We start from the raw sequence: 23,760 nt of genomic DNA, 5'->3' as shown, positions 1-23,760 counted from the left end.
TGCCCATGACGGGACACAGCGACAGCGCCGACTCTTCCTTCCGGTCGGGCGCAACGGGACTGACTGCCGACGCGTTGGATCGCCTCGAATCACTCTTCCATCCCATCGACGACGAACTCGCGCAGCATTATCCGGGTGACCGAGTCGGTGGCCAGCCCTCTCACACCGTCTATGTGTCGGCCGCGGATGCGTCGGCGGCTGTGCCGGCCGAATGGGGTGCCGCCGCCCTGGCAATCCTGGACGCCCACCCCGAGGCGTTCGCCGGACTCGACACCCAGAACGCTATGCCTCTCGTGCGCGACCGGCTCGGCAGTGCGCCCATCCAGGACCTCAGATTCGATTTCGAGGACGGTTACGGGTGGCGATCCGATGCCGTCGAGGACCGCCACGCGACCGCAGCCGGGGCTGCCCTGGCCGCCCTTGCCGACGATCCGGACGGTCCGACGTGGCTCGGAATTCGTGCCAAAGGGCTTGCTGCACATGAGCGTCGGCGCGGAATCCGCACCCTCGAGCTGGTCCTGGACGGAGCCGGGGGAGTGCCCGACGGCTTCGTGTTCACCGTACCCAAGCTCCGTGCCGTCGAGCAGGTAGCCGCTGTGGTCGCCTTGTGTGAGGAACTCGAGCGTGCGCACGGCCTGCCCGATCGAGCCCTTCGCTTCGAGCTGCAGATCGAGAGCCCACAGGCGGTGATCGGGGCCGACGGCACGGCGACTCTCGCGCGGGCGATCACCAGGGCGGACGGCCGCTGCACCTCCCTGCACTACGGGACCTACGACTACAGCGCCGCCTGCGGAATCACCTCTGCGCAGCAATCACTCGCGCATCCGGTGGCAGACCATGCGAAGAACGTCATGTTGGTGGCGGCGGCACAGACCGGGGTGTGGGTGTGCGACGGTTCGACCCAGGTGGTGCCGACGGGCGATCCGACGCAGGTGGCGGCATCCGCTCGTCGACACTTCGAGCTGGTGACCAGATCCCTCGAGCGCGGCTTCTATCAGGGTTGGGACATGCATCCCGGCCACCTGGTGACGCGATGGTCGGCGACATTCGGCTTCTTCCGTCAGGCCATGCCGGTCGCTGCTGCTCGGCTGGGCAGCTACCTCGATCGCCAGGGTGGTGAGGTGATGGACGAGCCGGCGACGGCTCAGGCGTTGGCAGGTGTTCTGGTGCGGGGCCTGGATTCGGGCGCGTTCGGCATCGCCGAGCTGCAGAACGTGTCTGCCGGCATCGACCGAGACGTGCTGCGGGGGCTGCTCGATCGATCGGTGACAGTGCCTCTCGGATGAGGTGCGTCGGCGCGCTCCGCTGCCGGTAGGTCGCAAGCGTGTCAGAATTGCCGGGCACCATCACCGATCGGGACGGAGAACTCCAATGCGGTTGTCTCCGCACGAGCAGGACCGACTGCTCGTCAGCTACGCGGCCGAACTCGCTCGGCGTCGCCAGGCACGCGGCCTCAGACTCAATCACCCCGAGGCGATCGCGGTCATCACCGATCACCTCCTCGAGGGGGCCCGCGACGGCCGATCGGTCGCAGACCTGATGTCCTCGGGTCGCGAGGTTCTCGATGCCGACGACGTGCTCGACGGTGTGCCCGAGTTGCTCCCCGAGGTCATGGTCGAGGCGACCTTCCCCGACGGTACGAAGCTGATCACGGTGCACGAGCCGATCTCGCCCAAGCGCGGTGACGGTCACCTGATTCCGGGCGAGATCATCACCGTCGCAGGCGACATCGAGATCAACGAAGGCGCCGAGGTGATCTCCATGGCCGTCGTCAACGCGGGAGATCGGCCGGTGCAGGTGGGCAGCCACGTGCATTTCCCGCAGTCGAATGCAGCTCTGCAGTTCGACCGCGAACGGGCGCACGGCTGTCGCCTCGACATCCCTGCGGGCACGGCGGTGCGTTTCGAGCCCGGCATCGAACAGACGATTCGGCTCGTGCCCCTCGGTGGCACGCGCGAGGTACACGGATTGAGCATGACACCTCCCGGAAAGTTGGACAGCTGATGGCGCGCATGAGTCGCAGTCGATACGCCCAGTTGTTCGGCCCCACCACGGGTGATCGAATCCGCTTGGCAGACACCGATCTTCTGATCGAGGTCACCGAGGACCGCAGTGGCGGACCCGGCAACGCCGGTGAGGAGGCCGTCTTCGGCGGCGGCAAGGTCATTCGAGAGTCGATGGGTCAGTCCAGGGCAACCCGCGCCGACGGTGCGCCCGACACCGTGATCACCGGGGTCGTCGTGGTCGACTACTGGGGAATCATCAAGGCCGATCTCGGTATTCGCGACGGACGCATCGTGGCACTGGGCAAGGCAGGCAATCCCGACACCATGACCGGGGTGCATCCCGATCTCGTCATCGGCCCGTCCACCGAGATCATCGCGGGCAACGGGAAGATCGTCACGGCAGGCGGCATCGACTGTCACGTCCACCTGATCTGCCCGCAGATCAAGGAGGAGGCTCTCGGCGGCGGCATCACCACCGTGATCGCCGGCGGTACCGGCCCCGCCGAAGGGAGCAAGGCCACCACTGTCACCCCGGGCGCATGGCACCTGTCCCGGATGCTCGAGTCGCTGGACGACTGGCCGATGAACATCGTGCTCCTCGGCAAGGGCAACACTGTCAATCCCGACTCGATGTGGGAGCAATTGCGCGCCGGCGCATCGGGATTCAAACTGCACGAGGACTGGGGATCCACCCCGGCCGCGATCGACGCGTGCCTGCGAGTGTGCGAGGACGCAGGCGTTCAGGCGGCACTGCACTCGGACACCCTCAACGAGGCCGGATTCGTCGAGACCACCCTCGGTGCGATCAAGGGACGCGGAATCCACGCTTATCACACCGAGGGTGCTGGCGGCGGGCACGCACCCGACATCATCACCGTGGCGGCACAGCCGCACGTCCTCCCCAGCTCGACCAACCCGACGCGTCCGCACACCGTCAACACCCTGGACGAGCATCTCGACATGCTCATGGTGTGCCACCACCTCAGTCCATCGATTCCGGAGGATCTGGCCTTCGCCGAGAGTCGGATTCGGCCGTCGACCATCGCGGCCGAGGATCTGCTGCACGACATGGGTGCGATCTCGATGATCGGCAGCGACGCTCAGGCGATGGGCCGGATAGGCGAGGTGGTTCTGCGCACCTGGCAGACGGCACACGTGATGAAGTCTCGTCGCGGCTTCCTGGCAGGTGACAACGGAGCCGACAACAACCGAGTGATGCGCTACGTCGCGAAGTACACCATTTGCCCGGCCGTCGCCCACGGCCTCGACGACGAGATCGGTTCGATCGAGCCGGGCAAACTCGCCGACCTGGTGCTGTGGGATCCGGCATTCTTCGGGGTGCGTCCCCACATGGTCGTCAAGGGCGGCATGATCGCCTGGGCTGCCATGGGCGATGCCAACGCGTCCATCCCGACCCCACAACCCGAACTGCCACGTCCGATGTTCGGGGCGTCGCCGAAGGCAGCCGCCGCGACGTCGCTGCATTTTGTTGCCCCGCAGGCGATCGAGGATGGCCTCGCCGGGCGCCTGAACTGCGATCGTCGGTTGGTTCCGGTCAAGAACGTGCGCGGTGTCAGGAAGTCGGACATGGCACTCAACGACGCTCTGCCCGACATCCGAGTCGATCCCGATACCTTCACGGTCCGTATCGACGGTGACGTGTGGACGGAGCAGCCGGCAACCGAACTGCCGATGGCCCAGCGATACTTCCTCTTCTGATGCCCGATGCCCGACTACAGGTGACGACGCTTCTCTCGCTTGCCGATTCACGCCTGCCCACCGGTGGCCACGTGCACTCCGGGGGAGTCGAAGAAGCCATCGCGTCGGGCTTCGTTCGAGACATCACGACGCTCGAGGCGTTTCTGCGACGCCGTATCCGAACCTCCGGGGCAACGACGGCATCCATTGCCGCATCACTGGTGCACGGGTCGTCGAGCACGGACGAGGCCGATGCCGAATCCGACGCCCGAACCCCGTCCCCGGCTGCCAGGTCTGCCTCTCGTGCCCAGGGCCGTGGATTGCTTCGGTTGGCCAAATCTGCCTGGCCGCATCATGATTGGGCGTCGATCGGACGGAGGCCGCACCTGGCCGTTGCCGCTGGGCACGTCGGACTCGCGGCGGGCCTGTCGGTTGCCGACACGGCCGCGGTGCAGGTGTACATCACCATGACCGGGTCGGCGATCGCCGCGCAGCGTCTGCTCGCGCTCGATCCGGCAGAGGTCGCGGCGTGCACCATCCGGTTGGGCGAGTTCTGCGACGACGTGACCGCCGCGGTGTGCCGGTGCCTGCCCGAGCTGATGGAGTTGTCGGATCCGTTGCTGGACATGTTCGCCGAAGCCCACGCCGTCCGCGATCGGCCGTTGTTCGTATCCTGAATACGGTTCCATTTTCCTCTAGTGACAAGGAGTTCGACATGCCCCCGCACCTGATCGACGGTGAGCCCCACGACCACGGTTTGGATCGGCCCAAGCGCGCACGGGTGGCAGGCGATGCGCTGCGCGTCGGGATCGGTGGACCCGTCGGTTCCGGAAAGACGGCGTTGGTGGCTGCGCTGTGCCGCGAGCTGCGCGACGAACTCTCGCTGGCCGTACTCACCAACGACATCTACACCACCGAGGATGCGGACTTCCTGCGTCGGCACGCAGTGTTGCCCGACGAACGCATCACGGCGGTGCAGACCGGTGGCTGCCCGCACACCGCGATTCGAGACGACATCACGGCCAATCTCGACGCCATCGACGATCTGATCGAGAACAACCCGCCCCTCGATCTGATTCTGGTGGAATCCGGTGGCGACAATCTGACGGCGACGTTCTCGTCCGGTCTGATCGACGTACAGATCTTCGTCGTCGACGTGGCCGGGGGAGACAAGGTGCCGCGCAAAGGCGGTCCCGGTGTGACGTTCTCCGACCTGTTGGTCGTCAACAAGACGGACCTCGCCCCGTACGTCGGTGCCGACCTCGGTGTCATGGAGCGGGACGCGGCACAGGTGCGCGAGGGACGACCGACTGCGCTGATCTCCCTCACCGACGATCCGGCGGCGACCATGGTGCTCGAGTGGGTGCGGGAGCAGCTGAAGGTGATCGCCGACGCCGACGCACATGCCCACACGCACTGAGCGTCGATGCACACCGAGCTCTGCATCGACGCGAGCCGCAGCCGCAGCCCACGCATCACCTCGGTGGGCGGACTCGCCGGCCGCCAGACGGGACCGGACACGGTTCACCTGATCGGAACGGCGGCAACTCCTCTCGGCGGTGACACCATCGTGGTCAGAATCTCGGTGGCGGCCGGCGCGCACCTGGAGGTGCGTAGCGTCGCAGCCTCGTTGGCGATGCCCGGTGGGCTGCATCGTCACTCCTCCGCGCAGTGGCACTTCGAGGTCGGTGCAGGTGCGTCGCTGATCTTCGATCCCGAACCGATGGTCGTCGTCTCCGACGCCTCGCATTCGGTGGTCAACACCGTTGCGCTGGAGCAGGATTCGACCCTGTGGCTGCGCGAGCGTACGCAGATCGGCCGCTTCGAGGAAGCGTCGGGGCACTGGAGCAGTGCTATGCGATGTGATGTCGGGGGCAGTCCGTTGCTTCGCCATCGAGTGGAACTGGGCGCGGGATCGGTTGCGCACGACGCGTTGTCGGCACCGCTGTCGATGTCCAGCACGCTGAGCTATCCCGATACCCGGGCGTCCGAGGTCGATCTCGCCGACGGGACCGTCCGGCTGGCGCTGGCCGGTGGCGGCTCGCTGAGTACCTCGGTGGGGCGTCGCCTTCAGCCCAGCTGATCAGGGGTGTGACACCGGCAGATCGAACAACGAACGCATCGGCCGACGGAGTCCCGTCGGCCGATGCGTTGTGTCGGAGTCGGTTTCGGTGGTGAAACCCCGGCGCGGGGCCGATCAGCCCGCGGCCTTCTCGCGTTCCTGCTCCGAATCAGCGGTGGCCGCGTCCACGGCACCCGAGCGTTCGAGGGAGTTGAGTTGCTCGATGGCGAGGCGCGCGAACACCTGCTGCTCGGTCGACGCCATCTGTGCGCGGCCCTTGCCGAGGAACGTCACGAACCACGAGATGACGGTCGTGATGCGGCTGCGGTAGCCCACGAGGTAATACAGGTGCAGAGCGAGCCACATGAGCCAGGCGATGAATCCGCCGAATTCGAGTTTGCCGACCTTGGCGACCGCGTTGAATCGCGACACCGTTGCCATCGAACCCTTGTCGAAGTACTTGAACGGGGCTCGCTGGGCGGGATCGTCCTGGCCCTTGACCGACGCCTTGATCAGCTTGGCAGCGTAGGTCGCTCCCTGAATGGCGCCCTGCGCCATGCCCGGAACGTCCTTGACCGACATCAGGTCGCCGACAACGAACACGTTCGGGTGGCCCTTGACGGTGAGGTCCGGTTCGACCAGCACGCGTCCGGCGCGATCGGTTTCCGATCCGGACTGATCTGCGAGCTGCTTGCCGAGGGGGCTGCCCTGCACGCCTGCGGACCAGACCTTGCACTGCGCCTCGATGCGCCGGGTCGTGCCGTCCTTCTCCTTGACGGTCAATCCGTCGTTGTCGACGTCGGTGACCATCGCGTTGAGTTGGATTTCCACGCCGAGCTTCTCGAGCCGTTCGGCGGCCTTGCGGCCGAGCTTCTCGCCCATCGGCGGCAGTACGGCGGGCGCGGCGTCGAGCAGGATGACGCGAGCATCGCGCGGGTCGATGTTGCGGAAGGCTCCGTCGAGCGTGCGATCGGCGAGCTCGGCGATCTGCCCGGCGAGCTCGACACCGGTGGGACCCGCGCCGACGACCACGAAGGTCATGAGGCGGTCCTTCTCCTCTTGATCGTCGGAGAGTTCGGCCTGCTCGAACGCACCGAGGATGCGTCCGCGCAGTTCGAGTGCATCGTCGATGGTCTTCATGCCGGGCGCGAACTCGGCGAAGTGATCGTTGCCGAAGTAGGACTGTTGTGCGCCTGCCGCGACGATCAGGCTGTCGAACGGAGTGACGGTGATGCGCTCGAGAAGCTTGGACGTCACCGTCTTGGCCTCGAGATCGATGTTCAGCACGTCTCCGAGCAGCACCTCGGCGTTCTTCTGCTTGCGCAGGATGACGCGGGTGGTGGGCGCGATCTCGCCGACGGACAGAATGCCCGTCGCGACCTGATAGAGGAGCGGCTGGAAAAGGTGGTGTGTCGTCTTGGCGACGAGGGTGATGTCGACGTCGGCTTTCTTGAGCGCCTTGACGCCGAACAGACCTCCGAACCCGGAACCGATGACGACGACGCGGTGACGCTTCGATTCGAGCGGTTGGATGCTCATTGCCTGCTCCCTAACGATTGCGGTGTGTGGTCAACGGTAGTCGCCATCCATCGCGACGTCTCGACAAGGTCGTCGTGTCTGTGGTGGCAGTGCACACCTATCGGCCGGCTGCTGCGCGCTTCGCCAGTTCCACGGTCGCGGCCCGCAGTTCGGCAGCCGAGTCGATCGGAGTCGCATAACCGACCCTGGTGTACGCGATTCCGCGCGGAGTGAGCACCTTCAGATCCAGTCCGTAGCGGTCCGCGGCCGTGCACTCGGCCGACGTGGCGTCGGGAAAGCCGCCCAGTTCGCGGGCCATCGCGGTCAGCGACGCCGAGTGGTCGGCGTTGAGGTGCTCGATCGCGTACGCGGAGGTCGGCGACACCGGATCGGGCGTGGCCTGGGAATACGCTTCGGCGGTTGCAGAATCCATCCGGCCGTATCCGCCGACCCACCGGACCCGATGCACGCGCATGACCCAGAGCGTGAAGTCGCTGTAGTCCAGGTAGTACTTCGCCGCCGGGACGCCGTCGAGATGCGCGGCGCGTGCCGCGGCCAACTCGTCCGCCGCCGGCCGCTCGACCACGCCCGCCAGAGTGATACGGCCCGATGCCAGTGGATCGGTCTGCGACTGCGGTGCCACGATCGACAGGCTCATCCGTTGATCGCCCGCGAGGTTGCGTCCGTGCTCGGCCATCCGCGAGACACACAGAACCGGAGCGCCGTCGAGCAATCCGTACGTGACGAAGGAAGCCCAGGGATCACCGTCCGCGGTCAGGCTCGCGAGAGTTGCGGTGTTGGTGGACGCAGCGATCGTGCGCGCTTCCTCGGCCGCGGAGGGACGACGGTCGTCGACGACCGGGGCCAGGGGAGGGGGAACGGACGGGGCGTCACCGGGATCGCCGTGATCGAGTGCCATGCGCAGAAGCTTACGGCGACGACCTACAGGAGGTCTCGGGCATGAACGAGCGCGTCGGCGACGAGTGCGACACCGAGCACGACGAAGATGACGCGCACCGTCGGCGGGCCGTACCGCGTCAGGGCCCGCACGGTCGCGGTGAACGCCCGCCGGGAACGATGACTCTTCCTCGACGCCAGAATCAGAACGAGGATGGGCGGGAGCAGCCCGATCAGGCAGTAGGCGACGACGATGACCGGCCACCACGTCGGACGGGGATCGTAGGTCGAGAGCATCGTCAGCCCGGCGAGATACGGCACTGCCGTCGGGCCCTGCACCAGACCGATGGTGAGTCCGGTCAGGGCGACGACGGGAATGCTCGAACCGGCTCGGGCTGCCCATGCCGGTGGGCGGCGCTCGGTGGTGCGCAGTGCACCGAGCGTGATCAGGACCAGCCCGACCACGAGCTCGGTGCGATACCGGAGCGTGGGAGTGATGGTGATGTCGAACAGATCGGTGAAGAAGTCGATGCCGAGAACGGTGAGGATGCCGAACGTGGTCGTCGCCGTGAAGACTCCGCCGACGAACGCAAGCCCGGCTCGGAAAGGAGACCGGCGGGTGGTTCTCGAGTGCACTGCGATGGCAGCGGTGATGCCGATCAGCAAGACGTCCAGAGAATCGAGTATCGCGAATCCGACGAGCGCGAGCAGCAAGGTCACCATGGAGGGTTCAGGGTATCGGTCGGCCGAAGGTGACCTTCTCGGTGACGACGGCCACGGCGGCGCGGCCGGGCGCGGTCTGGTTGTTCCAGTACATGTTCGTGTGCGCGATGACCTGTGCAGGTGGCGGCGCGCCCCACTCGGTCAGATTCTCCGTCGTGTGTGCGTCGCTCACCAGCGTCACGTCGTACCCGCGTACCAGTGCTCCGTGCAGAGTGGATCGCACACAGAAATCTGTCTGTGCGCCGGCGACCACGACGTGCCCGGCTTCGGCGGCGGCCAGTTCCTCCGCCAGAGTCGTGTCCTCGAAGGCGTCTCCGTGTTTCTTGTGGACGATCGGATCGCCCGGAACCACGGGCAGAGCGTCGAGAATCTTCCATCCGTCCGTCCCGAAGCGCAGCTCCTTCTCTGCGGAGTGCTGCACCCAGATCACCGGCGTGCTCGTCTCCCGTGCGCGCGACACCAGGGCCACGATGTTGTCGACGACGCGCTGCCTCTCGTGGACCCCGACCATCACGTCGTTCTGCACGTCGACTATCACGAGTGCGGTTGCGGTCCGGTGAGGCAGGGTGGTCACGGCATCTCCCTTGTTCTCGTGTTCGGTTGCACGTCAGCTCCCGACGTACGCAGCCAGGTGTCGTCCGGTCAGGGTCGAACCGTCCGCCACCAGATCGGACGGCGTTCCTTCGAACACGACCAGGCCGCCGTCGTGCCCGGCACCGGGACCGAGATCGATGATCCAGTCGGCGTGGGCCATGACGGCTTGATGATGCTCGATGACGATCACCGACTTGCCCGAGTCGACCAGCCGGTCCAGCAGCCCGAGGAGCTTGTCGACATCGGCGAGATGCAGTCCTGTGGTGGGTTGGTCGAGCACGTAGATCCCGCCCTTGTCGGCCATGTGCGTCGCCAGCTTGAGGCGTTGGCGTTCTCCACCCGACAGTGTGGTCAACGGTTGCCCGATCTTCAGGTAGCCCAGCCCGACGTCGTTCAATCGCTGCAGAATCTTGTGCGCCGGCAGCAGTTTGGCCGCACCGTCGGAGAAGAATTCCTCGGCCTCGGCGACCGACATCGACAACACCTCGTCGATGTTGCGGCCGCCGTAGTGGTACTCGAGTACCGATGCTTGGAATCGCTTGCCCTCGCACTCCTCGCACGTCGTGGCCACCCCGGCCATCATCGCGAGGTCGCTGTAGATGACGCCCGCGCCGTTGCACGTCGGGCACGCACCCTCCGAATTGGAGCTGAACAGCGCAGGTTTGACGGCATTCTCCTTGGCGAACGCCTTCCGGATCGGTTCGAGCAACCCGGTGTACGTCGCGGGATTGCTTCGCCGCGATCCACGTATGGCTCCCTGATCGACCGACACGACATCGTCTGTCCCCGAGAGCGATCCGTGAATGAGCGAACTCTTGCCCGAGCCGGCGACGCCGGTGACGACAACCAGAACACCGAGTGGAACGTCGACGTCGACGTCGCGCAGATTGTGGGAGTCCGCGCCGCGAATTTCGAGCACTTCGGAGAACTCGCGCACCGATTTCTTCAGTGATGCCCGATCGTCGAAGTGCCGCCCGGTAACGGTGTCGCTCTGCCGCAATCCGTCGACGGTGCCCTCGAAACAGACGTGCCCGCCTGCACTTCCTGCACCGGGACCCAGATCGACGACGTGGTCTGCGATGGAGATGGTCTCGGGCTTGTGCTCCACCACCAGAACGGTGTTTCCCTTGTCCCGCAACTGAAGCAGCAGATTGTTCATCCGCTCGATGTCGTGGGGGTGCAGACCGGTGGTCGGCTCGTCGAACACGTACGTCACATCGGTCAACGACGATCCGAGATGGCGAATCATCTTGGTGCGCTGAGCCTCTCCACCGGACAACGTTCCCGACGGACGATCCAGGCTCAGGTAGCCGAGCCCGATCTCCACGAACGAGTCGAGGGTCTCGCCGAGTGTGGTCAGCAGCGGCGCCACCGACGGCTCCTTCAGGCCGCCCACCCACTTCGCCAGGTCGCTGATCTGCATCGCACATGCGTCGGCGATGTTGACACCCTTGATCTTCGACGACCGAGCACCTTCGTTGAGCCTGGTTCCGAAGCAGTCCGGGCAGGTGGTGAAGGTGATCGCGCGTTCGACGAAGGCGCGGATGTGGGGCTGCATGGCGTCGACGTCCTTGGACAGGAACGACTTCTGAATCTGAGGCACGAGCCCCGAATAGGTCAGATTGATGCCCTCGACCTTGATCTTCGTCGGCTCGCGATAGAGCAGGTCGTCGAGTTCCTTCTTGGTGTACTTCGAGATGGGCTTGTCCGGGTCGAAGTACCCACAGCCGCGAAATATTCGGCCGTACCAGCCTTCCATGCTGTAGCCGGGGATGGTGATCGCGCTCTCGTTGAGCGACTTGCTCGCGTCGTAGAGAGCGGTGAGATCGAAGTCGCTGACGGAGCCTCTGCCCTCACAGCGCGGACACATGCCACCGGTCACGGAGAACGACTTCTTCTCGGTGGTCTGCCTGCCGCCCTTGTCCACCTTGTACGCGCCTGCACCGGACACCGACGCGACGTTGAACGAAAAGGCCTGTGCGGAGCCGATGTACGGCCTTCCGATTCGGCTGAACAGAATCCGCAGCATTGCGTTGGCATCGGTTGCGGTGCCGACGGTGGAATTCGGATTGGCGCCCATGCGCTGCTGATCGACGATGATGGCGGTGGTGAGTCCGTCCATGACGTCGACATCGGGGCGGCCGAGCGTGGGCATGAATCCTTGAACGAAGGCACTGTAGGTCTCGTTGATCATGCGCTGTGATTCGGCAGCAATGGTACTGAAGACGAGCGAGCTCTTTCCCGAGCCGGAGACGCCGGTGAACACGGTCAGTCGCCGCTTGGGCAGCTCCACATCGATGTCCTGAAGATTGTTCTGCCGAGCCCCCTGTACACGAATCAAATCGTGGCTGTCGGCAGCATGCGGTGCCGAGCCCTGCGTGACCTTCTTCGTCGCCATGAGCAGTCAGGCTAGTCGTACCGGAACCTGCACGCTTCTCGATTCCTGATCGATTCCGGTGGCGGACAGCGCGGCGTCGAGTCGTCTCAGGTCGGCCGCCGAGGACTCGAGGAGTGGGCGTCGCACGGTCGCGTCGGAGATGACGCCGATCCTGACGAGCGCGGCCTTGGCCATGATGGCTCCCTGCGTCGTGCGCATGACGGCGTCGGTCAACGGCAGGAGCGATCGCTGTACCGAGTTCGCCCTGTCGAGGTTGCCGGTTCGGACTGCCGCGATCAGCTCGGCGAAACGGTCGGCCACCACGTTGCCGGTGACGCTGACCAATCCTGTTGCACCGGAGGCGAGGTAGGGGAGCGCGAGTTCGTCGATTCCGCAGTAGTAGGCGAGGTCCGTCGAGGACATGACGGTCATGGCCTCGTACAGATCACCCTTCGCGTCCTTGACCGCACCGATGAGGGGGTGGCGGGAGAGCTCGACGAGCGTCGGTGCCTCGACGGCCACACCTGTGCGCGCCGGGACGTCGTACACCATGACGGGCAGCCCACCTGCCTCGGCGATGGCGACGATGTGCTCCACGATGCCGGCCTGAGTGGGGCGCGAATAGTAGGGAGCGGTGATCAACAGTGCGTCGGCGCCGGCTGCGGCCGCGGACCGCGCCATCTCGATCCCCGCGGAGGTGTCGTTGGCCTCTATTCCCGCGATCACTCGAAGAGCGTGATCGCGATGCCTGCGGGCACGGGCGATCAGCCGAGAGATCTCGTGGACTGCCAGGGTCGGTGCTTCACCGGTTGTCCCGGCGATGACGACGCCGTCGCATCGTGTCGCCGACAGGTACGCGAGAAGGGCATCGACGCCGGACCTGTCGACCGATCCATCGGGGTGCATGGGGGTAGCCACAGCGACGAGGTTCGTGCCGAAGATCGTCGAGGCCGGCGACGGAGTGGTGGTCATGGTTCGAGTGTGGACCGCTCGATATGTAAGGTCCAGCGAGGTATTTTCCGCAATACTGCGTACTGTTGCTTCATGATCGACATGAGTGCCCTGCACGCCCTGCGCGCTGTGGCAGCTCTGGGCACCCTCGCGCGCGCCGCCGACGAGCTCGGCTACACCTCCTCGGCGATCTCCCAGCAGATCAAACGACTCGAACGGCAGATCGGCACCCCGGTACTGGCCCAGGCCGGTCGGGGAGTCGTGCTCACTCCCGCAGGTCGGGCGGTGGTCGAGTCCGCGGGGGAGGTGTTCGACGCTCTCGAGCGGTGTGTCGAGGCGGCTCGATCCGCAGACGAGGGCGTGGCACATGGTGTCGTTCGGTTGGTCGGCTTCTCGACCGCGGTTCGTGGTTTGCTGGCACCCGCACTGATCGAGCTGAATCGACGGTATCCCGACCTGACGGTGCACATCAGCGAGGAGGATCCCGACCGCGCACTGCACAGCGTGTCTGCCGGGACTGCAGACCTGGCGCTCGTGCACGACGCAGACGGAGTATCCGCGCCCGCTCCGCCCTCGGTCGTTCGGCAACGGATTCACACGGATTTCGGCGACGTGATCATGAAGCGAACCCACCCCCTCGCCCGACCCGACATCGCGTTGACCCCTGCCGAACTCGCTCGGTACCCGTGGGTGACGAGCCCGGCCGGAACGGTGTGCCACCAGTGGTTTCGGCGGCTGTTCGCCGAGACGTCCGCCGAGGTCGACGTTCGCCATCTCGTGGACGACTTCTCCACGCAACTCGCGTTGGTCGAAGCGGACGATGTCCTCGCTCTCGTGCCTCGCCTCGCGCGTCCGTTGCTCGGTGCCGATCTCGTCGCGGTACCGCTCGAGCGAGCTCCCGTTCGTGAGGTGGAGGCCGCGTGGCGGCGCAGCGCCGACGCCAGCCCGGCAATTCATGCCGTGCTCGACGTCCTCGATGCGGCCTCGCGATGAGTGGTCAGGACGACCAGATGACCGGTCGCTCGCGTCATCGCCACATACTTGTCGACGGCACCGGCGATTCCTGATCCGAACGAATCCGGGTCGATCAGGACGACCAGATCGAATTCGAGTCCCTTCGTCGACTGCGGTGTCAGCGAGCGGATGCGACCCGACGGAGCAAACGTGGGATCACCGATGACGCAGGCGATTCCGTCGACGTTCGACTCCAGCCAGCGATCGAGGATCGACAACAGATCTGCCGCGTCACCGTACTCGACGGGCACACCGGTGCTGCGGATGGAGACCGGAACATTGGCGTCCGGCAGCGCCGCGCGGATCACCGGCTCGGCCTCGGTCATCACTTCCAGCGGGGTGCGGTAATTGACGCCGAGAGTGGAGATCTCCACCCGGTCGAGTCCCACACGTGCAAGCCGTTCGCGCCAGGACTCGGCGAATCCCAGCCGCGCTTGCGCGCGATCGCCGACGATGGTGATGCTGCCCGACGGGCACCGGCGCAGGACCATCTGCCACTGCGCGTCGGTCAACTCCTGCGCCTCGTCGACGACGACGTGTGCGAACGGCCCCACCAAGGGATCCGACGGGATCTCCTCGAAGCCCGCCGAATCGACGAGCGCATCGCGAATCCCGTCCTGCCGCAACTGCGCGGCCATCATCTCGTCGTCGTCGGCGGCCATGAGTTCGTCGACGACGCGGTCCATCCGCACGCGCTCCGCAGTTGCGGCTATCTCCCGACGCCGAGTGCGGCGCGCATGCTCGGGATCTCCCAGCCGCATCCGGGCGGCGTCGAGCAGCGGCAGATCGGACTCCGTCCATCGGGTCGGATCGGGGCGTTGGAGCGCGCGGACGTCCTCGGTGCCGAGCCAGGGTGCGCACGAGCGAAGGTACGCCGGCACGCTCCACAGGTCTGCGACGAGGTCGGCAGCGTCGATGATCGTCCAGGATCGTTCCAGCTCTGCACGTAGAGAATTGTTGTTCTGCAGAGACTTTCGTATGTCGTTCGGGGTCTCGTCGCCGTCGTGGCGGTCGGCCAGAATCGTGAGCAGCAGGTCCCAGACCTGTTCACGAGCCTCGTTGTGCGGAGTGCCGGGATCAGGTGCCTCGAACGCCTCGGCCCAATCGGCCGCAGTCAATGTCAGATCGGCCCATTCGGTCTCCACGATCATGTCCCGAGTCGGCGGCTGCTCGTAGAACGCAACGGCCGCCTCGATCGCCACCGCCATGTTGGCGGTCGCCTTCAGTTGCGCCACAACAGGATCCGTCTCCTCGGCCGCGTTCGATCCCTCGGCGACGAGATCCCGGAGGGTGCAGGTCTGCACACCGTCCTCGCCCAGACTCGGTAGGACGTCGGAGACGTAGGAGAGGTACGGCTCGTGTGGGCCGACGACGAGCACGCCGCCGCGACTGTGTCCTAGACGCGACTGCGTGTACAGCAGATACGCGGTGCGATGCAGAGCGACAACGGTTTTCCCGGTTCCAGGACCACCGTCGACGACCAGCGCGCCGTGGGAGTCCGCACGAATGATCGCGTCCTGATCTGCTTGAACGGTGCCGAGCACATCACGCATTCGCGGTGAACGTGCCGAACCCAGACTGGCGATGAAGGCGGACTGATCGTCCAGTGCAGTGTCGGTGATCGGTCCGGTCAGGTCGAACACCTCGTCCCAGTAGTCGGAGATGGTGCCGTTCGTCCACCGATATCGACGACGGCTTCGCAGCCCCATGGGATTGGCGTGAGTAGCACCGAAGAAGGGTTCGGCTGCGGGGGAGCGCCAGTCGACGAGGAGTTGATCGCCCGCGGTTCCCAGCAGTCCGAGTCGTCCGATGTACACCGGCTCGTCCGTGTCGATGGTCACGATGCGACCCAGGCACAGATCGACACCGTATCGACGGAGTGAACGGAGACGGCCGCCCAAGCGATGTATCTCGAAGTCCCGTTCCATCACCTCCCGGCCCATTCGGCCCGACGACTTCTGCGCGGTCTCCAGCCGCGCCGCCGTATCGAGACGAGACTTCTCGATACTCGACTGGACTGCTGAAAAGTGTTGCTCATCAGGGCCGATCGATGCTGGGTCGCCCTTGTGTGCGAGATTGTCGGGTAGGTCGAAAACACTCGGGTGTACTTGTTTCACAGGACTCCGATCGATTGCTACGTGGCTGCAGCGAGCCATTCTGAGCCCTGCACGGGGTCTTGCCGCAAGCCCCGGGGTGCGCTATATATTGAAAGTGGAAAGAGGGATTCGTCGCTCGTTGTATCCATCACCGAATCGCACCGGTCCCTTGTTGCGTGGATTTCTCCCACTCGTCGGTACCGGGGTGCTGGCAGGCGGCGCAGTGCAATTCGGGTTCTTGTTCGGACCGACAGTCGAGGGTCACGGCGGCGAAGCCGGTGTCGCTGCAGCACTGATCGGCCTCACTGTCCCTGTTTCACTTCTCGCATGGAGCTGGTCAGGGCTTGCCGGACGGCCGAAAGTAATTACGGCAGCACTGTTTACGGTGGTGCTGTCCATTCTCACGACGGCGTTGTTCGTCCTCCTGGCGGCAGCGCCGTATGACGCGATCGTCTGCGAGAATTCTACGGACTTCTGTGAACTCGGAGTGGTGCAGACCGTCTCGACACTGGGTGCTGTCGTACCGTGGACGACGGCTGGAATTCCGGGGTTGCTCGTCGTCCTGGCAGATCAGAGCCGACGAAACACTGTGTGCAATCGGTGATTCGCAGTCGAGATCAGGCTGTCGATATCGTTCGGCTTCGGTCCCGGGCGCGGTCGGCGCGCACCGATGCGAGAGCTCGATTGTGGGGGAGTCCGTGTACTCGACCGGCGAGTGTGTCCTTTTGATCGAAATTCATCGATCGCCGAGAAGTAGATCAGCGATGGCACCGGCACCGACCGGCCGACCCAAGAGGTATCCCTGCGCGAAATCGCAGCCGGTGGCGGCCAGTGCTTCGAGTTGCTCCTCGGTTTCGACGCCCTCGCCGACCACGGTGACGTCGAATGCGCGGGCGAGCGACACGATGGCCGATACGATCGCGCGAGCCCGAGGGGCAGGCAGCCGGGCAATGTACGACTTGTCGATCTTGAAGCACTCGAACATGGGGTAGCGGTCGAGATACGACATGGAGCTGTGGCCTTTACCCATGTCATCGAGCAGGAGTGCCACACCCATGGCGTGCAGGGCAGAGACGGTATCGGCGACGCGTTCGGTGTCCGCGACCCACACGGTTTCGGTGACCTCGAGTCCGAGCGCGAAGGCCGGCAGTCCCGTTTCTGCCAGCACGGAAGCGACCTGGGTGGGAAAGTCGGGATCGCGGAGTTGGAGCGCGCTGACGTTGACGCGAACCACGATGTCGGAGAACGTTCTCCACCGCGCCGCGGCCGTGCATGCGGTACGCAGCGCCCATGCGCCCAATGGTGTTGCAAGACCTGTTCTTTCAGCGACGCCGACGAATTCGCTCGGTTCGATGGGTCCGAGTTCTCGGTGATTCCAGCGGGCGAGTGCCTCGACGGCAACGATTTTCCGGGTGGCGATGTCCACCAACGGTTGATAGGCGAGAGTGAGTTCGTCGGCGCGCAGCGCCGTTCGCAGATCGATCGACAGTGACCTGATGCGATCGGCGTCGTAGAGATCGGTGGGATCGAACACCGCATGCCCGCCGCTCCCACTGTCCTTCGCGCGGTACATGGCCAAGTCGGCGCGGTGGATCAGCTCGTGCCGAGTCGAATTCGGTTCGGACACCGCAATACCGATGCTGGCGCTCAGAGGGATGGGCACGTCCTCGGCGGAGAAGGGAACGGCGATGGAACTCGAGATGTGTCGCGCGAGTTCCTCCGCATGAGCAACGCTGTCCACACCTTCGCAGACGATCAAGAATTCGTCTCCGCCCAGGCGTGCGATGGTGTCGGCGTCTCGGATCGCCGAAGCGAGCCGTTCGACGAATTTGACCAACGCCCTGTCTCCGGCGTCGTGTCCGAGGCTGTCGTTGATGATCTTGAAGTCGTCGATGTCGAGCAGAAGCAGTGCTACGGTGCCGGACTGTTGTCTCGCGCGGTCCAACGCCGATTCGATGACCTCGTATGCGAGGGTGCGGTTGGGCAAACCGGTCAGGGCGTCGTGCGTACTACGTCGTCGCAGCTGGAGCTCGAGATCGATGCGTCGAATCGCCGCGGATACGATGCCGGCCACCGAGCTGAGAAACGATACTTCTTCGTCGCGGTAGAGACGGGCCTCGACGCTGTGGATGGAGAGAACTCCCCATGCTCTTCCGGCGGCGGTGAGGATGGGAACTCCGACGCCGCTGCGGAGGCCGAGTGAGATCATCGTGTCGGTGCGAAAACGCTTCTCCGCGTGGCTGTCGCTGCACACGACAGGCTCCGAGAGAGTCAGGACGAATCCCACCAGAGAACCGTCCCCGGACGGAATGTCCTGACGCATGCCGAGTGCACCGCTGGCGGCGTCCATGGTCAGGTACGGGTCGGTCGGGTGTTCGAGATGGGCGATGGCGGAGTTTCCCACGCCGATCAGGGTGGCGGCGGTGTCGGTTGCTGCAGTGAGCAATCTGGGTAGCTCGGCGACGACGGCGAATCGGCTCAGATCGGCGAGAGCCTTCTGCTCGAGCGCGTGACGACCGGCAATGACTGCGTCGGCCGCCATCCTGGCACTGCGCTGCTCCACCGTGTGTCGGTGCCGAATGGTGGATGCGACCACGTCGGGGCCACCATCGGCGCGACTGATCACATAGGAAGAGACCACGACCGGCATGCCGGCACCGGTCACCTGATGGCGCAGCTCGCAGTAGCCCTCCCACTTGCCCTCGGAGAGCAGACCGGCGGCGATGTCGTCGGTCAGATCGAGTCCGTCGGAAGTCAGCAGATCCAAGGCGGAGACTTGGCCGATATCTGCCACGTCTTCGACGCCGATCAGTTCCGAACCTGCCGGATTGATGTACAGGATCTTTCCCGTGACGTCGGACAGTGCAACGAAGTCCGGAGAACGTTCCAGGAAGGATCGAAGACTCACCGGATCGTCCGGGAGATCGAACATCGGCCCTCCGATCCGTTTCACTCGGGATACGAGCGGCACCGGGCCCATGTTATTCGGCGTTCGCGGTCCTTGTGCCCGAATAGTACCCGCCGGGTAACTGCCCTGGTCTGCCTGTTGTCGTGCGTGGAGGGGATGTCGAGCGACGACGTATGCCACATTGCCCACCATCGTCACCTCGACCGGCCGAATGTAGCGGTCAGGAGCTGCCGTAGGCCGGGCGATCATGCTCGATGGGACCACCGCACCCTTCGGTGTCGGCGCATCGGCCGGGTTCGTCAGCGCTACGAACCTGGTGGATGGCGCGGTCGTCGAGTCGCTTCCTCGGAGCTGTTGGACGTCGGAACGGTCACCACACCGCCGGCCGATCCTCGACGCGAACGCGACCGAGGAATCGATGTGTGATGTCGGAACCGAAGTGGTTGTAGCTGTTCATGATTCGGCGATTTTCACGATGAGAGCGCACAGCGCGGGGGAGTGGAGGTCGATTCCGTCGTCGTGCTGCCGACCCCACGCGGCGAATCATGTCGGTGACGTCTCCGAGGCCCGCATGTCGGCCCAGTCGGGCGTGGTCGGAACAATGCTGTCGACTGATGTGGGTAGGCGAAAGCGTCGAACGGAAAGGTCGATTCAGCGAGCACTACAACACATTTGGGTAGGAACTGCCCGTGCGTGAGGGTGAACGATCAAGCCTGCAGCCGGGACGCTCGGACGGTGGGATCGATGGGATCGGGGGCAGGACATCGCGTCGACTCCATCCTCGGGCAGCTACGCTGAGCTGATGGCGGTGTGCGAGCGCTCGAGAATCGACACGATCGTGCCGGCCGCATGAATCGTTCCGGTAGGCCCGTCATCGTTGCCGGAGATCTCGACGACTTGCACGCGGTGGCATCGATCTGGACGAGCTCGACGGCCGTTCGCGATAGGCGCCGGACACCGTGCAACCTGTCATCGGCAGTCGCGGGGATCAGACGCAGACTCGACGTCGCCGGTGCGGCGATTCTGCTGGCCGAAACAGATTTTCGGACAGTCGGTTTCGTCCTCTTTGCCCCGCGCGGTCGTATCTTGGAGATCTTCTACCTGGCTGTGGATCCGGCGATGTGGGGCGAAGGAATTGCCACGCAGTTGTTGCGCAGCGTCGAGACTCATGCGCGCACTGTCGATTGCGCGACTCTGGAACTATGGGTGATCGATGACAACGACCGCGCAATTCGCGTGTACGAGAGTGCAGGGTGGATCGGAACCGATGTCACACAGGTGGACAGCGCATCAGGGCGAGTGGAGCGGCGGCTGGTTCGGATGCTGGGTGGCGAAAATATCGCCCGGTGACTTGCAGTTCAGCCCAATTCGGGTGTGGCACCGAAGGTCGGACTCCACGTCACGAGGGGTGGTCGCGACGGCGTTGGTTCCGGGTGGCCGTGGGCGATGACATGGAGTTCGGCGATATGGGAGTCGAACGCTTCCCGTCCGGCGCTTGTCAGCTTCACCCAGGTCAATCTCCGCGAGTCCGAACGTGACAGCGACGCAGTCTTCTTCATCGAGACATAGCCCGCGTCGGAGAGTGCTTTGAGGTGTTTCGACAGCGACGCGTCGCTGATCTCGAGTGTGTCGCGTATGACCGCGAAGTCGATCTCGTCGGTTCGGCGCAGAATTCCGCAGACGCGCAAACGGATCGGAGCATGGATGACGGCGTCGAATCTCGGGCCGGCGCCGGGAGATTCGGTCACGACCAGCTACTCCTGGTCCGGCGACCTGTGAGTTGCCGGACGCCTCCGGCGTGTAGATGGGTTCGGTACACGCCGTCGAACAGACGGCCCCCGAACAGCACGATGGCGAAGCACACGGCCTGCGGCAGAAGCACCCACCACGCAGACAGAGACGCCACCACGCCATAGGACATGCTCAACAAACCGAGCACGCCGACCAGGAGTCCCACGAGAACAGACCATCCCATCGGGCCCACTGCCGCCGGCCGCACCCCGGATATGCGGGGGTAGAGCAGAGCCAACGTTGCTGCTGCCGCAACCGGGACGGCTGCGAATGCCGCACTCACGTTGCCGTCCGGCAACGCCGGTGTGCCTACGTACAAGGCGGTCAGTGCGGCGAAGGCCGGGTAGAACCAGAACGGTGCGGCGAGACGATCTGCGAGAGAGACGCGATCGGCGTGAAGTGCACCCAGCAGATCGCGTGCGTTGTCCGGTGACTGATGGCTTTCCATATTGGCAACTCTAACACTTTCCACATAGGCAAGTGATACGTTGAATCCTGAAAGTACACAGCGCACATCCATGGAGGGTCATGAAGAAGCACCCGGTCGTCACTCGTTCACTCGTCCTCGCCAGCGCGCTCGCAGCCGTGATCGGAACCAGCGCCGCACAAGCCGGTGCCCAGGAGAGGTACTTCTCGCCGCAACAACGGATCCATACGCTCGCCGAGGTTCCCCAATGTTTCGGCGGCACCGTCGATGTGAATGTCCAGAGCGGCTACGCGCCCAACGAGATTCGTGCGAATTTCACCACCCACCTGTACAGCCCGGCATGGGCTGGATCAGCCGACTACGAGTGCTATCTGAGCATCTATGCGGATTGGCGTAACCACGACACCGGACTCAGCGGAACCGCCGAGCAGCGGGTGGCGAGCTGGCGGTTCATGGGCCCCAATGTGGCAAACCCTTACCTGGACATCGAGACAGGGGAGGGGCCGCTCACGGTTACCTTCAGAACGAGTGCCGCGCATGCACCGAGTCCCACCTTCGAAGTGCCGGCCCGCTGAATGATGTCGATCGAACCGGCTTCCGGCAGGCGGGGAACTCTGGTGTCGGTTCACTGACCACGCGTGCGCCGACACCCTGACGTCTTGGTATCGACTCGAAAGAGGAAAGAGGAAACGTGGGAAGTGCTCGGAAGTCCGTTGTTCTGGTCGCGACTGTGTGCGGGTTGGCCCTAGGTGGTTGTGCAAGTGGCGATTCGGACACCAGCGCCACGCCGGATACGACGGCTACGCCCTCAGGGACGACCACCCCGTCGTCGGTTGTGGCCGAGCCGCCGACTCAGCTCGAGGCCGAATCCCCACAGGAATCGGTAGTCGTTCCGCCGATTCGAACCCCGGAGGAAGCAGCGGACCTGGTGCCGGGTGGTGGCGGTGCGATCTTGCAGCCGTCGGGAGACGAACCAGGCAACGTCGATCCCGTGATGTTCCGGACGGGGAGTGATAAATACAACTTCATTTCGCCGACGGGCAACATCTCCTGCGGCATCTGGGATGCCGACGGTCCCGAGGGGCGAGTGGGATGTCAGGCCGCGGACGGCAGGAATCCCTTCGAGGGACCGCAATGCTCGAATGCCGAGAACGACAAGGTCGCTGTTCGCGTGACCGCCGCAGGTTCGGAAAGCATGTGCACTACGCAGGGCATCTATGTGGATGCGAACGCACCGGTGCTCGAGTTCGGCCAGGTGCTGTCGGTCGAGGGCGTGGTATGCCGATCCGGGGCCGACGACATCGTCGCCTGCACCGCACCTATGGGCGGATTCACGTTCTCCCGAGATATCAACTACACCTACTGATTCGGACGTTGCGGGGTGTGGGCCGACAGTCCACACTGGGACCCATCATGACGAACTACGATCTGCGCGCCAACCCACGTAAATTGCGGCCGCGGGCAGCGGTCCCGCGCGAGGCGACGATCGAAACGACGTCCAGCGGGGTGCCTGTTTCCGAGCGCGATTTCTTCATCGAGGAGTTCCGCGGGGTCACGATCGTGATCGCCCTTCCCATGCTGAGCAGCGCAGCGCTGGACGCAGTGGAACGAACCGTCGGGGAGTTCGGCACTGGCGATACGCGGTTCATTTTTGTGGTTTCGGTCGACTACGTTTCGGAAGTCACCGCTGCAGTCGGTGGTGTGGCCTTGGCCGGTGCGACTGTCTGGGACGACGAGTCCGTCGCCCGTCTGTGGCTGGCCATCGCGGACTCGGAGTACGTCGTGATCGGGGCGGAGGCGGCCGCTGTCGCGCGCACTGCCGGCACCGTGTCTGCGAGCGTGCGCGCGTCGAAGATGGTCCTGACCGATCCGGGCGGGGGTTGGGGCAATTCTCGTCGAAGCTTCGCCGACATCGACCTGCACCGCGAGCGTCTGGTCGCACACCTGTCCGAGCGTGGGCTCGACGATTTCGCGCCCGCGGCCGAGGCAGCACTTGCAGGCGGTGCATACAGCGTAAACCTCTGCCGTGCCGAGGATCTCGAATTCGAGCTGTTCACATTCGACGGTCGGGGGACTGTCCTGACCCAAGGGCGCTACCTTCATCTGGCCTCGCTGCAGGTGGACGATTTCCCGGCAATCGAGGCATTGGTCGCACAGGGAGTGCGAGAAGGGGTTCTCAAGCAACGCAGTCGGATCGAGATTGCCAGGATGGCTGTCGGAGGGCTCGGTGCGCGAGTGCTGCGCACCGGGCACCTCGCCGGTATCGTCGGACTCGAGGTGGACCGCTACGCCGGAACGGGATTCGGCGAAGTGTCGGGTTTGATCACAGTCGCCGAATTCTCCGGACTGGGAGCGGGTGGCCTGCTGATGGACGGATTGTTGGAGGTCTGCCGCACGAGGGGTATCGCGAATCTCTTCGCGGTCACCGTCAGCAGTGAAGCCGCGGAGTTCTTCGTCAAGCGCAGTTTCGTCGAGGTCCGGCGTCGGGATGTCCCTGCGGCGAAATGGGATGACTACGACGCCGATCGGCTCGAGTCAGCTCGTTGTTTCCTGCGATCGGTCTGAACCGTCGTGGGGCAGCATCTGGAATCGACACCTGCGGATCACTGGGTAAGTCTCTTATCTGATCTCGAGGTATTCGCTGACCCTCCAATCCGACGACCGTTCCGATACTGAGCGTGGCGTGAAGTCGAGGAAG

Annotated in this window: 22 protein-coding genes; 12 read left to right on the top strand and 10 right to left on the bottom strand. The window is 64.7% G+C overall.

Annotation, left to right across the window (positions count from 1 at the left end; translation table 11 throughout):
• The first annotated feature begins 5 nt into the window (after positions 1–5).
• The 6 genes from ABZ677_RS18505 (at position 6) to ABZ677_RS18480 (ending at position 5,787) form a co-directional block, all read left to right on the top strand.
• Positions 6–1,286 (top strand): aldolase, encoded by a 1,281-nt coding sequence (locus ABZ677_RS18505; RefSeq protein ID WP_358371921.1) that lies wholly within the window; start codon positions 6–8, stop codon positions 1,284–1,286.
• Between the two features lie 85 nt (positions 1,287–1,371).
• Positions 1,372–2,004, top strand: a complete 633-nt coding sequence (locus ABZ677_RS18500; RefSeq protein WP_358371918.1) for an urease subunit gamma — start codon at positions 1,372–1,374, stop codon at positions 2,002–2,004.
• On the top strand, positions 2,004–3,725 hold the full coding sequence (locus tag ABZ677_RS18495) for an urease subunit alpha (protein ID WP_094657184.1): 1,722 nt from the start codon (positions 2,004–2,006) through the stop codon (positions 3,723–3,725). Before ABZ677_RS18500 ends, ABZ677_RS18495 begins: the two co-directional genes overlap by 1 nt.
• On the top strand, positions 3,725–4,381 hold the full coding sequence (locus ABZ677_RS18490; protein WP_037189265.1) for an urease accessory UreF family protein: 657 nt from the start codon (positions 3,725–3,727) through the stop codon (positions 4,379–4,381). The genes ABZ677_RS18495 and ABZ677_RS18490 overlap by 1 nt, the downstream gene beginning before the upstream one ends.
• 38 nt (positions 4,382–4,419) lie before the next feature.
• Positions 4,420–5,124 carry an urease accessory protein UreG gene (gene ureG / locus ABZ677_RS18485; protein ID WP_094641747.1) on the top strand — a complete coding sequence of 235 codons (705 nt, stop codon included), beginning with the start codon at positions 4,420–4,422 and terminating at the stop codon, positions 5,122–5,124.
• A 6-nt stretch (positions 5,125–5,130) separates the two neighbouring features.
• Positions 5,131–5,787 carry an urease accessory protein UreD gene (locus ABZ677_RS18480; protein ID WP_358371915.1) on the top strand — a complete coding sequence of 219 codons (657 nt, stop codon included), beginning with the start codon at positions 5,131–5,133 and terminating at the stop codon, positions 5,785–5,787.
• Positions 5,788–5,901: 114 nt separating this feature from the next.
• Here the strand turns inward: ABZ677_RS18480 and ABZ677_RS18475 are convergent, their stop codons facing one another.
• The 6 genes from ABZ677_RS18475 to dapA all read right to left on the bottom strand — a co-directional run bounded on the left by ABZ677_RS18475 (position 5,902) and on the right by dapA (position 12,847).
• Positions 5,902–7,305, bottom strand: a complete 1,404-nt coding sequence (locus ABZ677_RS18475; RefSeq protein ID WP_358371912.1) for an NAD(P)/FAD-dependent oxidoreductase — start codon at positions 7,303–7,305, stop codon at positions 5,902–5,904.
• 97 nt (positions 7,306–7,402) lie between these two features.
• Positions 7,403–8,203, bottom strand: coding sequence for a DUF2470 domain-containing protein (locus tag ABZ677_RS18470; protein ID WP_094741917.1), 801 nt, complete (start codon positions 8,201–8,203; stop codon positions 7,403–7,405).
• 23 nt (positions 8,204–8,226) lie between these two features.
• The gene (locus tag ABZ677_RS18465) at positions 8,227–8,904 is read right to left on the bottom strand and encodes a GAP family protein (RefSeq protein WP_358371909.1); all 678 of its coding nucleotides are present in this window, start codon (positions 8,902–8,904) and stop codon (positions 8,227–8,229) included.
• 7 nt (positions 8,905–8,911) lie between these two features.
• Entirely contained in the window at positions 8,912–9,478 is a 567-nt protein-coding gene (locus ABZ677_RS18460) for an isochorismatase family protein (RefSeq protein WP_358371906.1), read from the bottom strand.
• A 33-nt stretch (positions 9,479–9,511) separates the two neighbouring features.
• On the bottom strand, positions 9,512–11,896 hold the full coding sequence (locus tag ABZ677_RS18455) for an excinuclease ABC subunit UvrA (RefSeq protein WP_358371904.1): 2,385 nt from the start codon (positions 11,894–11,896) through the stop codon (positions 9,512–9,514).
• Positions 11,897–11,902: 6 nt separating this feature from the next.
• The gene (gene dapA / locus ABZ677_RS18450) at positions 11,903–12,847 is read right to left on the bottom strand and encodes a 4-hydroxy-tetrahydrodipicolinate synthase (RefSeq protein WP_358371901.1); all 945 of its coding nucleotides are present in this window, start codon (positions 12,845–12,847) and stop codon (positions 11,903–11,905) included.
• Positions 12,848–12,919: 72 nt separating this feature from the next.
• Between dapA and ABZ677_RS18445 the strand changes: the two genes are divergently transcribed.
• Positions 12,920–13,819 carry a LysR family transcriptional regulator gene (locus ABZ677_RS18445; protein WP_358371898.1) on the top strand — a complete coding sequence of 300 codons (900 nt, stop codon included), beginning with the start codon at positions 12,920–12,922 and terminating at the stop codon, positions 13,817–13,819.
• Here the strand turns inward: ABZ677_RS18445 and helR are convergent.
• Positions 13,780–15,996, bottom strand: coding sequence for an RNA polymerase recycling motor ATPase HelR (gene helR, locus ABZ677_RS18440; protein WP_358371895.1), 2,217 nt, complete (start codon positions 15,994–15,996; stop codon positions 13,780–13,782). The genes ABZ677_RS18445 and helR overlap by 40 nt on opposite strands.
• 79 nt (positions 15,997–16,075) lie before the next feature.
• On the opposite strand from helR, the gene ABZ677_RS18435 reads away from it, so the two are divergent.
• Positions 16,076–16,540, top strand: a complete 465-nt coding sequence (locus ABZ677_RS18435) for a hypothetical protein (protein WP_358371891.1) — start codon at positions 16,076–16,078, stop codon at positions 16,538–16,540.
• A gap of 132 nt (positions 16,541–16,672) precedes the next feature.
• Here ABZ677_RS18435 and ABZ677_RS18430 read toward each other — a convergent pair whose 3' ends face one another.
• Positions 16,673–18,868, bottom strand: a complete 2,196-nt coding sequence (locus tag ABZ677_RS18430; RefSeq protein WP_052047481.1) for an EAL domain-containing protein — start codon at positions 18,866–18,868, stop codon at positions 16,673–16,675.
• An 825-nt stretch (positions 18,869–19,693) separates the two neighbouring features.
• On the opposite strand from ABZ677_RS18430, the gene ABZ677_RS18425 reads away from it, so the two are divergent.
• Entirely contained in the window at positions 19,694–20,194 is a 501-nt protein-coding gene (locus tag ABZ677_RS18425) for a GNAT family N-acetyltransferase (protein ID WP_052047482.1), read from the top strand.
• Positions 20,195–20,202: 8 nt separating this feature from the next.
• Here ABZ677_RS18425 and ABZ677_RS18420 read toward each other — a convergent pair whose 3' ends face one another.
• Together ABZ677_RS18420 and ABZ677_RS18415 are read right to left on the bottom strand one after the other, a co-directional pair.
• Positions 20,203–20,592 (bottom strand): transcriptional regulator, encoded by a 390-nt coding sequence (locus ABZ677_RS18420; protein WP_052047483.1) that lies wholly within the window; start codon positions 20,590–20,592, stop codon positions 20,203–20,205.
• Positions 20,589–21,083, bottom strand: coding sequence for a hypothetical protein (locus tag ABZ677_RS18415; protein ID WP_358371888.1), 495 nt, complete (start codon positions 21,081–21,083; stop codon positions 20,589–20,591). Before ABZ677_RS18415 ends, ABZ677_RS18420 begins: the two co-directional genes overlap by 4 nt.
• An 80-nt stretch (positions 21,084–21,163) precedes the next feature.
• Between ABZ677_RS18415 and ABZ677_RS18410 the strand changes: the two genes are divergently transcribed.
• The 3 genes from ABZ677_RS18410 to ABZ677_RS18400 all read left to right on the top strand — a co-directional run bounded on the left by ABZ677_RS18410 (position 21,164) and on the right by ABZ677_RS18400 (position 23,627).
• Positions 21,164–21,637: a hypothetical protein gene (locus tag ABZ677_RS18410; protein ID WP_094741926.1), complete on the top strand. Its 474-nt coding sequence runs from the start codon at positions 21,164–21,166 to the stop codon at positions 21,635–21,637.
• Between the two features lie 260 nt (positions 21,638–21,897).
• Positions 21,898–22,428 (top strand): hypothetical protein, encoded by a 531-nt coding sequence (locus ABZ677_RS18405; RefSeq protein WP_358371886.1) that lies wholly within the window; start codon positions 21,898–21,900, stop codon positions 22,426–22,428.
• Between the two features lie 47 nt (positions 22,429–22,475).
• Positions 22,476–23,627 carry a GNAT family N-acetyltransferase gene (locus tag ABZ677_RS18400; RefSeq protein ID WP_358371883.1) on the top strand — a complete coding sequence of 384 codons (1,152 nt, stop codon included), beginning with the start codon at positions 22,476–22,478 and terminating at the stop codon, positions 23,625–23,627.
• Positions 23,628–23,760: the final 133 nt, after the last annotated feature.

The sequence above is a fragment of the Rhodococcus sp. NPDC006774 genome, from assembly GCF_040636045.1.
Taxonomy (GTDB): Bacteria; Actinomycetota; Actinomycetes; order Mycobacteriales; family Mycobacteriaceae; genus Rhodococcoides.
The sequence above is the reverse complement of the archived record's forward strand: the minus strand, read 5'-3'. Positions and strand labels throughout refer to the sequence as shown.

Coding starts and splice junctions, on each gene's coding strand:
- ABZ677_RS18475 (WP_358371912.1), bottom strand. CDS start 7,305: ATGAGCATCCAACCGCTCGAATCGAAGCGTCACCGCGTCGTCGTCATC.
- ABZ677_RS18480 (WP_358371915.1), top strand. CDS start 5,131: ATGCACACCGAGCTCTGCATCGACGCGAGCCGCAGCCGCAGCCCACGC.
- ABZ677_RS18470 (WP_094741917.1), bottom strand. CDS start 8,203: ATGGCACTCGATCACGGCGATCCCGGTGACGCCCCGTCCGTTCCCCCT.
- ABZ677_RS18490 (WP_037189265.1), top strand. CDS start 3,725: ATGCCCGATGCCCGACTACAGGTGACGACGCTTCTCTCGCTTGCCGAT.
- ABZ677_RS18445 (WP_358371898.1), top strand. CDS start 12,920: ATGATCGACATGAGTGCCCTGCACGCCCTGCGCGCTGTGGCAGCTCTG.
- ABZ677_RS18430 (WP_052047481.1), bottom strand. CDS start 18,868: ATGTTCGATCTCCCGGACGATCCGGTGAGTCTTCGATCCTTCCTGGAA.
- dapA (WP_358371901.1), bottom strand. CDS start 12,847: ATGACCACCACTCCGTCGCCGGCCTCGACGATCTTCGGCACGAACCTC.
- ureG (WP_094641747.1), top strand. CDS start 4,420: ATGCCCCCGCACCTGATCGACGGTGAGCCCCACGACCACGGTTTGGAT.
- helR (WP_358371895.1), bottom strand. CDS start 15,996: ATGGCTCGCTGCAGCCACGTAGCAATCGATCGGAGTCCTGTGAAACAA.
- ABZ677_RS18465 (WP_358371909.1), bottom strand. CDS start 8,904: ATGGTGACCTTGCTGCTCGCGCTCGTCGGATTCGCGATACTCGATTCT.
- ABZ677_RS18495 (WP_094657184.1), top strand. CDS start 2,004: ATGGCGCGCATGAGTCGCAGTCGATACGCCCAGTTGTTCGGCCCCACC.
- ABZ677_RS18400 (WP_358371883.1), top strand. CDS start 22,476: ATGACGAACTACGATCTGCGCGCCAACCCACGTAAATTGCGGCCGCGG.
- ABZ677_RS18455 (WP_358371904.1), bottom strand. CDS start 11,896: ATGGCGACGAAGAAGGTCACGCAGGGCTCGGCACCGCATGCTGCCGAC.
- ABZ677_RS18505 (WP_358371921.1), top strand. CDS start 6: ATGACGGGACACAGCGACAGCGCCGACTCTTCCTTCCGGTCGGGCGCA.
- ABZ677_RS18500 (WP_358371918.1), top strand. CDS start 1,372: ATGCGGTTGTCTCCGCACGAGCAGGACCGACTGCTCGTCAGCTACGCG.
- ABZ677_RS18410 (WP_094741926.1), top strand. CDS start 21,164: ATGAAGAAGCACCCGGTCGTCACTCGTTCACTCGTCCTCGCCAGCGCG.
- ABZ677_RS18425 (WP_052047482.1), top strand. CDS start 19,694: ATGAATCGTTCCGGTAGGCCCGTCATCGTTGCCGGAGATCTCGACGAC.
- ABZ677_RS18415 (WP_358371888.1), bottom strand. CDS start 21,083: ATGGAAAGCCATCAGTCACCGGACAACGCACGCGATCTGCTGGGTGCA.